Annotated in this window: 13 protein-coding genes; 6 read left to right on the top strand and 7 right to left on the bottom strand. The window is 69.1% G+C overall.

Going from position 1 to position 12,389, the window contains the following annotated elements; genetic code table 11:
• Positions 1-32 precede the first annotated feature (32 nt).
• Positions 33-1,148: a hypothetical protein gene (locus tag G554_RS0113530; protein ID WP_027588323.1), complete on the top strand. Its 1,116-nt coding sequence runs from the start codon at positions 33-35 to the stop codon at positions 1,146-1,148.
• Positions 1,149-1,232: 84 nt separating this feature from the next.
• A complete protein-coding gene (locus tag G554_RS16465; protein ID WP_036925805.1) occupies positions 1,233-1,559 on the top strand; it encodes a hypothetical protein in 327 nt (108 codons plus the stop codon).
• A 19-nt stretch (positions 1,560-1,578) separates the two neighbouring features.
• Here G554_RS16465 and G554_RS16900 read toward each other — a convergent pair whose 3' ends face one another.
• On the bottom strand, positions 1,579-2,184 hold the full coding sequence (locus tag G554_RS16900; RefSeq protein ID WP_027588322.1) for a class I SAM-dependent methyltransferase: 606 nt from the start codon (positions 2,182-2,184) through the stop codon (positions 1,579-1,581).
• Positions 2,185-2,270: 86 nt separating this feature from the next.
• Here G554_RS16900 and G554_RS0113515 point away from each other — a divergent pair, with 86 nt between their 5' ends.
• Both G554_RS0113515 and G554_RS16895 read left to right on the top strand, forming a co-directional pair.
• Positions 2,271-3,545 (top strand): MFS transporter, encoded by a 1,275-nt coding sequence (locus tag G554_RS0113515; protein ID WP_036925802.1) that lies wholly within the window; start codon positions 2,271-2,273, stop codon positions 3,543-3,545.
• Positions 3,542-4,198, top strand: a complete 657-nt coding sequence (locus G554_RS16895) for an ArsR/SmtB family transcription factor (RefSeq protein ID WP_027588320.1) — start codon at positions 3,542-3,544, stop codon at positions 4,196-4,198. The genes G554_RS0113515 and G554_RS16895 overlap by 4 nt, the downstream gene beginning before the upstream one ends.
• Here G554_RS16895 and pip read toward each other — a convergent pair.
• Positions 4,117-5,136 carry a prolyl aminopeptidase gene (pip, locus tag G554_RS0113505; protein ID WP_027588319.1) on the bottom strand — a complete coding sequence of 340 codons (1,020 nt, stop codon included), beginning with the start codon at positions 5,134-5,136 and terminating at the stop codon, positions 4,117-4,119. The genes G554_RS16895 and pip overlap by 82 nt on opposite strands.
• A gap of 65 nt (positions 5,137-5,201) precedes the next feature.
• Between pip and G554_RS0113500 the strand changes: the two genes are divergently transcribed.
• On the top strand, positions 5,202-5,915 hold the full coding sequence (locus tag G554_RS0113500; RefSeq protein WP_027588318.1) for a queuosine precursor transporter: 714 nt from the start codon (positions 5,202-5,204) through the stop codon (positions 5,913-5,915).
• On the opposite strand, the gene G554_RS0113495 is transcribed toward G554_RS0113500, so the two are convergent.
• The 5 genes from G554_RS0113495 to tgt are packed head-to-tail and all read right to left on the bottom strand — an operon-like array spanning position 5,916 to position 11,448.
• Complete coding sequence (locus G554_RS0113495) at positions 5,916-7,166, bottom strand: ABC transporter permease (protein ID WP_036925800.1); 1,251 nt, start codon at positions 7,164-7,166, stop codon at positions 5,916-5,918. It abuts the gene before it with no gap.
• Complete coding sequence (locus tag G554_RS0113490; RefSeq protein ID WP_027588316.1) at positions 7,163-8,077, bottom strand: ABC transporter ATP-binding protein; 915 nt, start codon at positions 8,075-8,077, stop codon at positions 7,163-7,165. Before G554_RS0113490 ends, G554_RS0113495 begins: the two co-directional genes overlap by 4 nt.
• 59 nt (positions 8,078-8,136) lie before the next feature.
• Positions 8,137-8,805, bottom strand: coding sequence for a response regulator (locus tag G554_RS0113485; RefSeq protein WP_027588315.1), 669 nt, complete (start codon positions 8,803-8,805; stop codon positions 8,137-8,139).
• Positions 8,802-10,148 (bottom strand): sensor histidine kinase, encoded by a 1,347-nt coding sequence (locus G554_RS0113480; RefSeq protein WP_027588314.1) that lies wholly within the window; start codon positions 10,146-10,148, stop codon positions 8,802-8,804. The genes G554_RS0113485 and G554_RS0113480 overlap by 4 nt, the downstream gene beginning before the upstream one ends.
• Positions 10,149-10,188: 40 nt before the next feature.
• Positions 10,189-11,448 carry a tRNA guanosine(34) transglycosylase Tgt gene (gene tgt / locus G554_RS0113475; RefSeq protein WP_027588313.1) on the bottom strand — a complete coding sequence of 420 codons (1,260 nt, stop codon included), beginning with the start codon at positions 11,446-11,448 and terminating at the stop codon, positions 10,189-10,191.
• 36 nt (positions 11,449-11,484) lie between these two features.
• On the opposite strand from tgt, the gene G554_RS0113470 reads away from it, so the two are divergent.
• Positions 11,485-12,342, top strand: coding sequence for an EamA family transporter (locus G554_RS0113470; protein WP_036926008.1), 858 nt, complete (start codon positions 11,485-11,487; stop codon positions 12,340-12,342).
• Positions 12,343-12,389: the final 47 nt, after the last annotated feature.

The raw sequence follows: 12,389 nt of genomic DNA, 5'->3' as shown, positions 1-12,389 counted from the left end.
GGGCCAACTCGAGTCGTGATGAAATATCACCCATGGGTGTTGGCTGGGTCGATGACGCCGCGTTCGCGCTGGGCACCGAGTTGTCGGTGAACCGGGTGCTGCGCGAGGGAATCAGGACGACGGTGGCCCGCTGCTGGGTGGACGGGCCGACCACCGCCACCGGTGGTGACCGCACGGTGGTCGCCAAGTGCTTCCGGTCGCGGGCGATGGCGCACAACTCCGGAGGATTCGGGGCCGTTCGGGAATGGGCCGGGCTGGCCGCGATCCCCGGGGCGCCGGGTCTGCTGGCCGCCGATCTGGATGCCGGTGTGGTGGTGATGGAGGATCTGGGATCCGGACCCTCGCTGGCAGATCTGCTGGCGGGTTCCGACGCCAGCGCCGCCCTGGCGGCCGCCTGGGCCTGGGGTCGGGACTCGGCCCGGGCGCTGGCGGCCTCCCGGACCGCCGTGGGGCGGTTCACCGAACTGGTGCGCCAGGCCGACCCGGGGTCTCGCAGCGCCGGCGGGCCGGCCTCCCCCCGGCTGCCGGAACGGGGGCAGGCCAGGCTGTGCGAGGCGCTGAGGATCCCTGCAGCCGGCGTGGCGGCGTCCGGCCAGGAGGTCCAGACACTGGCCGAGCTGGCCGGCGTCGAGGGCCGACGGGTCTGCAGCCAGGCCGATCCGGCCCCGGACAATCTCATGATCGGCGCCGACGGGAGGGTTCGCGCGATCGACTACGAGGCGGCCTCCTACCACCACATCGCGGTGGATCTGCTCAATCTGATGACGCCATGGCCGGCCAGCGGGCTGCTCGCGGCGACTCCCGGGGAGTTCCAGCAGGCGGTGATCGCAGGGTTCGCCGGAGCCCACGACGGGCTGGCCGATCTGCTGGACGATCCCGACCTGGACCGGATGACCGGGCTGGCCGCGATGAGCGTCGCCCTTCAGATGACCGAGCTCACCCTGGAACCGCTGCTGCGGCGCGAGGACCCGGGCAGGTTCTCTGGTGGGCGCGCCCGGTTGGTGAGCCTGTGGCGGTCGGCCGCCGACCAGTCCGCGGCGGCCACCCCGGTGCTCGCCGGACTGTGCGAGCAGGCCGCCGAGACGGCCGTCTCGGCATGGGGATGGGACCAGGCGCTGCCCGGCTATCCCTGTTTCCAGCCCGGCTGAAGCTGCGTACCGCAGCCACTGGCGGCCGGCAGTCCCGGTGAGACCTCACTGCTGCGCGACCCCCGGGCTGGTATCGATGGAGTCATGAGTGAGACTGATCCCATCACAGTGACCGACTACGACGGTGGTTCCTCGGTGAACATCGATGTCGCCCGGCACCAGGTCGCCGAGACGATCGCCCAGGACGGCCATCGACCCACTGGTCAGTTCTGGGCGAGCCTGGTGGAGTACGCATTCCCCCAGGCATCCGAGCTCGAGCTCGTCGCGACCCCGACGATGTTCTCGGCCAGAGGCGACCGCTCCATCCTGGAGACCCTGGCGCCCTGGCTGGACGGCTACCTCTCCGACCCGTCGGCCCTCCTCGAGCTGGTCGGCCAGGCCAGGCAGGCCGGTGTCGACCTCGACGGCTGAGGTCACACTCCTCTGCGGTTCATCGGGAGCAGCTCCACTCTGCGATGAGAACGGCGTCCTTCCCGTGCCGGAAGATGCGGTGCCGGACCGCTTCGAAACCGGATGGCCCGAGGGCCGCCGCGGTCTTGTCGAGGCTGTCGAAACGCTCCCGAGCCGGATTCGGGCGACCGTGCCCGACGGGGTCGGAGGCGACGAAGGTCGCCGTCACCACACGGCCACCTGATCTCAGCACCCGGGCGCACTCGTCGGTCATCGCCGGGACGTCGGGGATGAGATGCAGCGCGGCCACGCAGGTGACCAGATCGAAGGAATCGGTAGCGAACGGCAGAGCAGCAGCATCACCCACGGCGAGGGCGGCATGGGGAAGGTGTCTGCGCGCCACCTCGAGCATCCGGGGTGAGATGTCGATGCCGGCCATCTGCAGTCCTCCATCCGGACAGAGTTGGGCCAGTGCCCTCAGCACCAGACCGGTACCGGTCGCAACATCAAGTACTGCACTTCCCCGGCCCGGATCCACGAAAGAGGCCACCTCGTGCGCCAGCGCCCGGTGCATCGCCGACGAGTCGTAGCTGTCCGCCCCGGCATCGAACCTAACCCGGATTGACCGCAGTGTTGCATCCGTCATGGCCCAACAGGCTACCGCGACCTGTCGCCCCCGAAGGTTACGCAATAGTTCTTGCGCAATGATTCTTGTGAATCTATCGTGGACCCATGACCACCGTCACAGGCGCCGCCGCCTCCACAGCCCTGCGCAGCAATCGGGACTACCTCGCCTGGCTCGCAGCCGACACCAGTTGGCAGTTCGGCAGCGCGATCCGCGGATTCGCCATGACTCTCATCGCCTATGCGGTGACCGGCTCCTTCAGCCAGGCGGGGCTGGTCGCGACGGTCTCCACGGTGGTCTCGATGGTGGCGATGGTGCCCGGCGGCGTGCTGGTCGACCGCTGGGACCGCCGGACCTCCCTCATGGTCTCGGGGGTGCTCCGGCTGGTGGTATACGCCGGGGCCGCCGTCGCGTGGTGGACCGGTGCCCTCAGTGTTGCGGTGCTCTACCTGATAGGCGTCGCCTCGGGGACCGTCAGCGGGTTGTTCGCAGCTGCGGCAGATGCCGCCCTCAAATCTGTCGTCAGCTCCGAGGAGCTGCCACGGGCGGTCGCCTCGAACCAGGGTCGCGACGGGGCCATCAGCCTCGCCGCACCGCCGCTGTCCGGCCTGCTGATGGGCCTGTCCTACGCGCTGCCCTTCCTGACCGCCGCCCTCGGGTCGCTGCTGCAGATCCTGTGCACCTGTCTCATCCGCGCCGACCTGAGGCCGAACCGTCAGCCCCGGGCCGATCGGCCCGGGGACCCGACCGGCTGGCTGCCGCAGGCCCTTGCGGGGTTCACCCTGGTGGTGCGCAATCCATTGCTGCGGCGGATCATCCCGGCGCTGATCTGCGTCAACGCCGGCCTGTCGGCGCTGTACGTCGGCATCACCCTCACCCTGCAGCACCGCGGCGTGCCGACCTGGCGGATCGGTCTCATCGACTCGGTGATGGCAGCCGGGATGCTGGTCGGAGCCCCGTTCGCCCAGCGACTGATCCGTGCCGTGCCCACCGGTCGACTGGTCGTGACGGCCTTCATCCTCTGCTCGGCTCTGCTGATACCGGTCTCCCTGAACCAGTCGGTTCCGGTCGTGGTCGCATCCTTCGGCCTGGTGGGGCTGCTCATCCCGGCCATCAACGGAGCGATGGGCGGGTACTTCCAGTCGATCATCCCCGACGAGCTCCAGGGCAGGACCCTGGCCGCCCTGGCCCTGGTCCAGCAGTCGGTGCCGGCGCTGGTGCCGGCAGCCACCGGAGTGGGTCTGCAGTATCTGGGTGCAGCCTCCACACTGGCCTGCACCGCGGTGCTGTTCCCGATGGCAGCAGTGCTGATGCTGACTCACCGGCAGCTGCGGGAGCTGCCGGCTCCCGACCGCTGGCAGACCGCTACCGTGGAGCCGTGAGCGACCAGCAGCGGCAGCCCGACCACGGACCCGAGCGCCCCAGCGCCGAGCGCGCCCTCGAGGTGCTCAAGTCCCTCGCCCAGCCGGTACGCAGGAAGATCGTGCGGACCTTGATGGTCAGCGACGCGATGCGGGTCTCCGACATCGCCGCCGCGATCGGGGAACCGGCCAACTCGGTGTCATACCACCTGCGCCAGCTGGCCAGGATCGGCGTGGCCCACACCACCGAACCCGCCGGCAGTCATGACAGCCGGGAGACCTGGTGGGTGATCGACGACTGGCACGGGTTGAGCATCAAGCCCTCGCAGATCAGCGCCCTGCCCGGTGGGGACGTCGTTCTGACGGCACTGGACCAGATCGAGTCGGCGGAGACCGCCGGCGTCTTCTCCATCTTCCGGGCAGCCGCCGCCGAGGCGGCCGGGTTGCCCGGACTCAACATGACCAGCCGGATGGTGCTCACCACCGAGGAGGCCCGGGAGCTGGTCCGGGCCGTCGGTGAGCTCTTCCAGCAGGCCGACCTCACCTCCCAGGAGCACCGCGCCCACCACGACGAGGGCCTCGAGATCTTCGACTACCGGGTCGCGGTGATGCCGTCGAACTCGTCGCAGACCTTGACCAGCTCGGAGCACAGCAGCGGCTCGAAGGCGGAGTGACCGCCCATCACGATCCGTAGGTCGGCGCTCGGCAGCGCCTTCTTGAGATCCCACGCGGTGGTCGGTGGGCAGCACATGTCGTAGCGGCCCTGGACGATGGCGGTCGGGATGCCGGCCAGTTTCCCGGCGTCACGGATCAGTTGTCCCTCGGCCATGAAGCCGTGATGGATGAAGTAGTGGTTCTCGATCCTTGCGAAGGCCAGATCGAACTGCGGGTCCCCGCCCTCGGGCACGTCGGGGGCCTGGTAGCAGAGTTTGGTGGTGGCATCCTCCCAGTCGGCCCAGGCCAGCGCGGCCGGCCCGTGGACCGCCGGATCGGGATCCCACAGCAGATCGAAGTATGCCGCGATGTTGTCTCGTGAGAAGTCGTGGCCGGCCTCGCGCAGCGGCTGGCAGAACCTCTCCCACAGGTCGGGGTAGATGGCCGAGGCGCCGCCGTTGTAGAACCAGTCCAGTTCTGACCGGCGCAGCGTGAAGATCCCGCGCAGCACCAACTCGCTGACCCGCTCGGGATGGGTCTGGGCGTAGGCCAGCGCCAGGCAGGAGCCCCAGGACCCGCCGAAGACCTGCCACCGCCGGATGCCCAGCTCGGTGCGCACCTTCTCCAGATCGGAGATCAGCTTCCAGGTGGTGTTGGAGGCCATCTCGGCCGGGGTGCGGGCCTGGGAGACATGCGGGATCGACTCCCCGCAACCACGCTGATCGATCACCACGATCCGGTAGGCCTGCGGGTTGAAGAACCGACGCCGCTCAGTGCCGCCTCCCCCACCCGGGCCGCCGTGCAGGAAGACCGTGGGCTTGCCATCGGGGTTGCCGCACTGCTCGAGGTAGATCGACTGACCCTCACCGACGTCGAGCATCCGGGTGTCGTAGGGCTCGATCTCGGGATACAGACGCCGCTCGGGGCCGATCTGGAACTCCGCTGTCGCCACTGTCATGGGGGAAGTGTAGGAGCCCAGGCACCCACCGCTGGGCATCTGCCGACCGGTTACGATGTCGCCTCGTGACAGATCAACCGGCACCGCACCCAGAACCCGTCTACGCCGACCGTGGCTCCAGCCACTACGACATCGTGCTCACCCTGATGTGCGTGGTGGTCATCATCTCCAATATCGGCGGGTCCAAGGGCGTCCAGCTCGGCCCGATCACCACCGACGGCGGGTTCTTCCTGTTCCCGTTGGCCTATGTGCTCGGCGACATCACCACCGAGATCTACGGGCTGAGGGCGGCCCGGCGTGGCATCTTCATGGGATTCGCGATGGCCGTCTTCGCGGTGCTGTGCTTCTGGCTGATCATCGCCCTGCCGGGCTTCTCGGACGCCTACTCGACCCAGCACGATGCTGCCATCGCCGGTGCCCTGGGCCCGGTGTGGCAGATCGTGCTGGCCAGCCTGTGTGCCTTCGTGGCCGGCCAGATGACCAACTCCCTCATCATGGTCAGGCTCAAGGCCCGCTATCGGGAGCGCGGCCTGGTGGGCCGGCTGATGGGCTCCACCGGGGTCGGCGAGGCCGTCGACACCGTGATCTTCTGCACCATCGCGGCCCCGGTGGTCGGGATCACCTCCTTCGGCCAGTGGGCCAACTACGCCTTCTTCGGCTTCCTGTGGAAGACCCTGGTCGAGTACGCCCTGATCCCGGTGACCACCCGGGTGATCGGCTGGGTCAAGAAGCGCGAGCCGAGCTACCAGGAGCAGCTCGCCGCAGCCGGGGAGGCCTGATCAGCGGACCACGTCGGTGTTGCGCCAGGCGGCCTTGACACCCATCCTGCCGCCGGTCTGGAGGATCGCGCGGCGGTAGATCCGCTCCCCCACCCAGATCGTCAGGGCCGAGAAGATCAACGACACCAGGATCGAGGCGATCGGCTCCCACCAGGCCGCCGATCCGCTCACCAGGCGGGTGGGCATCGCGATCGCCGAGGCGACCGGGATGTAGGAGGCGATCACCTGGGAGGAGCCCGAGGACAGCAGACCGTAGAAGTAGACCGCCATCACCACCATCAGCAGCGGCATCGACGTCGAGGAGACGTCCTCGACGCGCCCTGCCAGTGCCCCGGCCGCCGCCCACAGGCAGGCCAGCGCCATGAACCCGACCACGAAGTAGACCAGGAACCACAGGGCCGGAGCGGTCACCAGGCTGAGGTACTCCTTCCACGGCGAGAAGGACAGTCCGGCCAGCGCCACCCCGACGATGAGCACCATCTGCCCCATCGCCAGCACGGTGTTGCCGAGGATCTTCCCGAGCAGCAGCTGACGGGAGGGCACCGCGGTGAGCAGGATCTCGGCGATCCGCGACTGCTTCTCCTCGACCACCGAGTTCGCGATGGCATAACCGAAGATGATCATCGACAGGTAGAACAGCACGGCGAAGGCCACCCCGAGGACTCTGGCGGCGGCCTGCTTCTCGGCGTCCTGATCGCTGCCCAGGCTTGCCAGTCTGAGCGAGGTCCCGGCCACCAGCCGCTCCGGTGAGACGCCCAGGGATCGGGCGTTGGCGGCCAGGGCGGAATCGGCGACCGCCTGGGACAGCGCCCTGGTCGCCCCGGATCCCAGCGCCGGCGGCTCGTTGAGGGCCGAGAGGCGCCACTGGTCGCCCTGCCGGTCCAGGACCAGGTCGGCATCGTCATCGCGCATCTGCTGCTCGGCCCTGGCGGTCGAGTCGGCGCGCACCGCCGTGATGGTGTCATCGGAGCCCGATGCGGCGTTGAGCTGCTGAGCAGCGGCCACGATCCGGGCGCCCTGGTCGTCCACCACCGCGACCGTGGTGGTCTGGGAGCGTCCGGCCAGCAGGATGGAGACCGCGAAGCCCACGATCACCAGCAGCAGGGTGCTCACGGTCGAGGTGATGAAGGCCTTGTCGTGGAGCTTCGCGGAGATCTCGCGGCCCATCACGACCTGCCAGAGGGTGCGGGTGCTGCGATCCGCGAGGACTTCTGGGGGGCCGGCCTCGGTGCGGGTGGTGGGGTTGCTCATGATGCCGCCTCTCGGTAGATCTCGGACAGGCTGGGGATGATTCGGGAGAACTCGGTGATCTCGCCGCGGCTCATCGCCTCGGCGAGGACGGCCTGGTCGGCCCCCGGTTCGGTGAAGTGCACGACGGCGGTGGTGCCGTCCAGATCGACGACATCGACCCCCTGGCTGGTGCGCAGCCAGCCCAGGTCGGTGCTGGCCGAGATCCGGTGGCGCCGCGGCCCACCCGAACGCAGCTCATCGGTGGAGCCGGCGGCCACCACCCGCCCGCCGTCGAGGATCACCAGCCGGTCGCAGAGCCGTTCGACCAGGTCGAGCTGGTGGGAGCTGAACAGCACCGGCACGCCTGCCGCGCTCCGCTCGCGCAGCACCTCGGCCATCGCCTCGACGGCCACCGGGTCCAGCCCCGAGAAGGGCTCGTCGAGGATCAGGGCCACCGGGTCGCCGAGCAGCGCGGCGGTCACCTGGACCCGTTGCTGGTTGCCCAGCGACAGCGCCTCCACCTTGTCCTTGGCACGTCCGGCCAGCCCGAACCGGTCCAGGTAGTCCATCGCCTGGTCGTGGGCGTTCTGGGCCCCGACCCCGCGGATCCGGCCCAGGTAGACCAACTGGTCGATCACCGGCTGCTTGGGGTAGAGGCCGCGTTCCTCGGGCATGTAGCCGATCCGGCGGCGGTCGGCGGCGGTGATCGGGCGCCCGTTGAAGCTCACCTCGCCGTCGGTGATCGCCAGTACGCCGACGATCATCCGCATCGTGGTGGTCTTGCCGGCGCCGTTGGCCCCGACGAAACCGGTCATGGTTCCTGGCGGGACGGTGAAACTCACCTGGTCGACAGCCAGCAGGTCGCCGTAGCGCCGGGTGAGGTGGTTCACCTCGATCCCTGCTCCTGTGCTGAATGGTGGATGTTCGCTCATGACTCCATTCCAGCCGATGGCCGGGCCCGGCACATCGGCCGTAGGAGTGAGATCGGGCCTCAGTCCTGCGAGGGAGTGCTGGGCCGGATGAGTCCCGACTGGTAGGCGAAGGCGACCAGCTGAACGCGATCCCGCAGATTCAACTTGGCCAGGGTGTTGGACACATGGGTCTTGACGGTGGCCTCGGAGACGACCAGTTCCTCGGCGATCTCGGCATTGGACAGGCCATCTGCCAGCTCCAGGACGACCTGGCGCTCCCGGGCGGTGAGGCTCTCCAGTCTCGGGTCGGCCGGCAACTCGGCGGGGTCACCGGAACCGGCCATCCGGGACTCGATGACCCGGCGGGTGACCTCGGGGGCGAGCAGCGCATAGCCCTCGTGGACCTGACGCAGCCCGGCCACCAAGGACTCCGGATCGGTGTTCTTCAGCATGAATCCGCTGGCCCCGACGGCCAGTGCGTCGAACAGGTAGTCATCCCGGTCGAAGGTGGTGAGCACCACGACCTTCGCACTGCTGGAGGCGGTGATCCGCCGGGTCGCAGCGATCCCGTCGAGCACCGGCATCTGAACATCCATCAGCACCAGATCCGGGGCGAGCTCGGCCACCGCCTCGACGGCCCGGCGGCCGTCGGCGGCCTCCCCCACCACCTCGATGTCGGGCTCCACCGACAGGATGAGCCGGAAGCCGGTACGCACCAGCTCCTGGTCGTCGACCAGCAGCACCTTCACGGCGTCTCCCCCTCCTGTCGGACCATCTTCTCTCGAACCATCGGCCGGAGCTCCTCCGCCAGCATCAGCGGCAGGTGAGCCAGCACCCGCCATCCGCCGGTCGTCCTCGGCCCGGTCTCCAGGATGCCCCGATGAGCCACCACCCGCTCGGACATCCCGATCAGACCCACCCCTGGGCTGCTGGAGGCGCGGGCCGAGGCGCCGCGGCCGTCGTCGGTCACCTCGACCTGCGCAGTCGCGGCACCCACCCGCACCGCGACATGGGCGTGCGCCGCCCCGGAGTGCTTCTCGACATTGGTGAGGGCCTCCTGGACGATCCGGTAGACCGTCAGGCCCAGGGACGGTGCGACCCGATCGGCATCTCCCACCACATCCAGGCTCACCCGGGCACGATGGGGCTCCTGGCACAGCGCCGCCAGATCGCCCAGGCCGGGATCGGCGACCGGGTCCTGGCGCAGCGAACCCAGCAGCGAGCGCATCTCGGCGACCGCCATCCGCGACTCCTCCTCGACGGCCACCAGCGCCTCCCGGGCCCGGTCGGGAGCGGTCTGCATCACCCGTCTGGCACCGGCTGCCTGGATGCCGATCACCGAGACGTGGTGGCTCACCGAGTCATGAATCTCCCGGGCGATCCGCAGCCTCTCCGCGATCACCGCCTGATCGGCCAGCCGGGAGTCCTGGGCGGCGATGGTGGCGGCCTGCGAGGTCGCCCGCGACAGTGCCCTGGCCTCCCGCCAGGACACCTGCCCCAGGGCGGCGGCGCCCAGCACAAAGGCACTGTTGATGAGGGCGTAGAGCACCACGACCAGCACCATCGCACGGGTGTCACCGTCGTGCGGGGCCACCGCCTGCATGATCTGCTGGGCGGAATTCGTCCGCGAGAAGATCACCGCGACCCACCCCATCAGCATCATCTCGATGGCTGCGATGACACCCCAGGCCGCCCGTCTGCTGCGACCCCAGGCCACCGCGGCATGGATCGAGACGAAGTAGAAGACCTGGGCGAGGAAGTTGCTGCTCACCCAGGGCGACAGGTAGGAGCCGACCAGCAGATGGACCGAGGCCAGCGCCCCCTGGGTCAGCGGGAAGCGGCGCCGCACGCACAGGATGGCACCCAGCGTCAGGATCGAGATGGCCTGGTGCCACCACGGGCCCGGGCCCGCTCCGGCGATCGAGGCCTGCAACCAGGCGCCGAACCCGACCGCCAGGATCGCGACACCGGCCACCACCAGGTCGACTGTCGACAACCAGCCGATCACCGGCACCGAGATCCTGCGCGAGACCGGCGCAGGCCGCTCCCACAGGTCATCCAGAGCCATGAACTCGGAGATCGCGGCAGGCATGGCCCGAGGCTACCGGGCGGAGGCCGGCGGACCAGGATCCCTAGGCCTGGAGCTCGACCGGCGCGGGTGCCGGCAGGCGTCCGTGGTGGGCGTTCCAGCGCCCCATGAACTCGGTCTGGAGGGAGTCCAGCTCGCCGCAGGCCATCGCCGCGCGGATCGAGTCGACCAGGCGGACCGTCCATCGTTCGTTGTGGATGGTGGCCAGCGTGTTGGCCAGCAGCTCCTTGGCCTTGAACAGGTGGTGCAGGTAGGCCCGCGAGTAGTGCCTGCAGGTGTAGCAGTCGCAGCCGGGCTCCAGCGGGCCGAAGTCGCGTCGGAACCTCGCGGTGTTGACGTTGTAGCGGCCATCGGCGGTGTAGATCGCGGCATTGCGCGCCACCCGGGAGGGATTCACGCAGTCGAAGGTGTCGGCCCCGGCCCGGCAGGCCGCGAACAGGTCGTCGGGTTCGGAGATCCCCAGCAGATGCCGTGGCCTGTCCTCGGGCAGTCCGGCGGCGCACCAGCCGACGATCCTTCCCAGATTCTTCTTCTCGATGGCCCCGCCGATCCCGAACCCGTCGAAGTGCTGCCCGTCACTGTCCATCGCCGACAGGTCCCGGCAGGCCTTGCGTCGCAGGTCCTCGTATTGGGCCCCCTGGATGACGCCGAAGAGCGCCTGGTACGGCTTGTCGGCGCGTTCGATGGTGAGACGCCGGTGCTCGGCAAGGCAGCGCTGGGCCCATCTGCGGGTGCGCTCCAAGGCCTCCTCCTGGTAGCCGCGGGTGTTCATCAAGGTGGTGAGCTCGTCGAAGGCGAAGATGATGTCGGCGCCCAGATGGTGCTGGATGCCCATCGACACCTCGGGGGTGAAACGGTGCAGGTCCCCGTTGAGGGGGCTTCTGAAGGTGACCCCGTCGTCATCGACCATCGCCCTGCGATCGGCGTCCGCGGCAATCACGTCGGCCTGGCTCAGGTCGGCGACGTCCATCGCCAGGGTCTTCTTGAACCCGGCCCCCAGGCTGAGCACCTGGAAGCCTCCGGAGTCGGTGAAGGTGGGGCCCGGCCAGTTCATGAACCGGCCCAGTCCGCCGGCCTCATCGACCAGCTCGGGACCGGGTTGGAGGAACAGGTGGTAGCCGTTGGCCAGCACCGCCTGGGCACCCAGATCGGCGACCTGCTCGGGCAGCACCGCCTTGACGCTGGCCTTGGTGCCCACCACCACGAAGGCCGGTGTGGCGATGTCGCCATGGGGGGTGTGGATGGTTCCGGTCCTCCCCAGTCCGTTGTCGAGGCGGCGGGCGATGTCGAAACCGAAGGGCATGGGGCATATTGTCGCACCGTGCCCGGTGCCGTCTACATGCTCGCTGCGATCGTGTCGGTGCAGTTCGGCGGCGCCTTCGCCGCCACCCTGATCCCCCAGATCGGCCCGGTGGCCACGGTGGCGCTGCGGTTGACGGTCGCCACCCTGATCCTGCTGCCGATCGCCCGGCCCAGCATCTACGACCACCGCACCGGAAGACCCCACACCGGTGGTGACTGGCTGCGGGTGGTGGCTCTGGCGGCGGCCCTGGGAGGGATGAACACCGCCTTCTACTTCAGCCTGAGGTACCTGCCCATCGGAGTGGCGGTGACAGTGGAGTTCATCGGGCCGATGACGATGGCCGCGCTGGGATCCCGCACCCGGCGCGACTGGCTGGCGGTGCTGCTGGCCTTCTTCGGGGTGATCGCAGTGACCGGGGCGCTGAACGCCGATTGGTCCCACATCAGCCTTCCCGGCATCGGCTTCGCACTGCTGGCGGGAGCCTTCTGGGCGCTGTACGCCAAGTCCTCCCAACTGGTCGGGGCCCGCTGGGAGAAGTTGCGCGGACTCACCTGGGCGATGCTGATGTGCTCGGTGGTGACCCTGCCCTTCGGCATCCTCACCGCCGGGGCACAGCTGGTCCAGCCCTCTCACCTGGCGGTCGGGGCCGCCGTGGCCCTGATGAGCTCGGCGCTGCCCTACAGCCTGGAGATGTACGCCCTGCGCAAGCTCTCGACGAAGGCCTACGGGATCCTGTCCGGGGGTGATCCGGTGGTCGCCGCGCTGGCCGGCCTGGTGGTGCTCGGTCAGGCCCTGCACGCGCTGCAGATCCTGGGGATGGCCTGCGTCATCATCGCCTCGATCCTGGTCGTCACCGGCGGGCGAACTCCTGCGCGCGCCACCGGGGGCCAGTAGGCTGGCGTCCGTCGGCACAGGTCTGAGGATCTGGCGCCGCAGGACCG

Source organism: Acidipropionibacterium thoenii DSM 20276, from assembly GCF_000423445.1.
GTDB lineage: Bacteria > Actinomycetota > Actinomycetes > Propionibacteriales > Propionibacteriaceae > Acidipropionibacterium > Acidipropionibacterium thoenii.
Note: the sequence above shows the minus strand (reverse complement) of the source record. Positions and strands in the feature narration are given on the sequence as shown.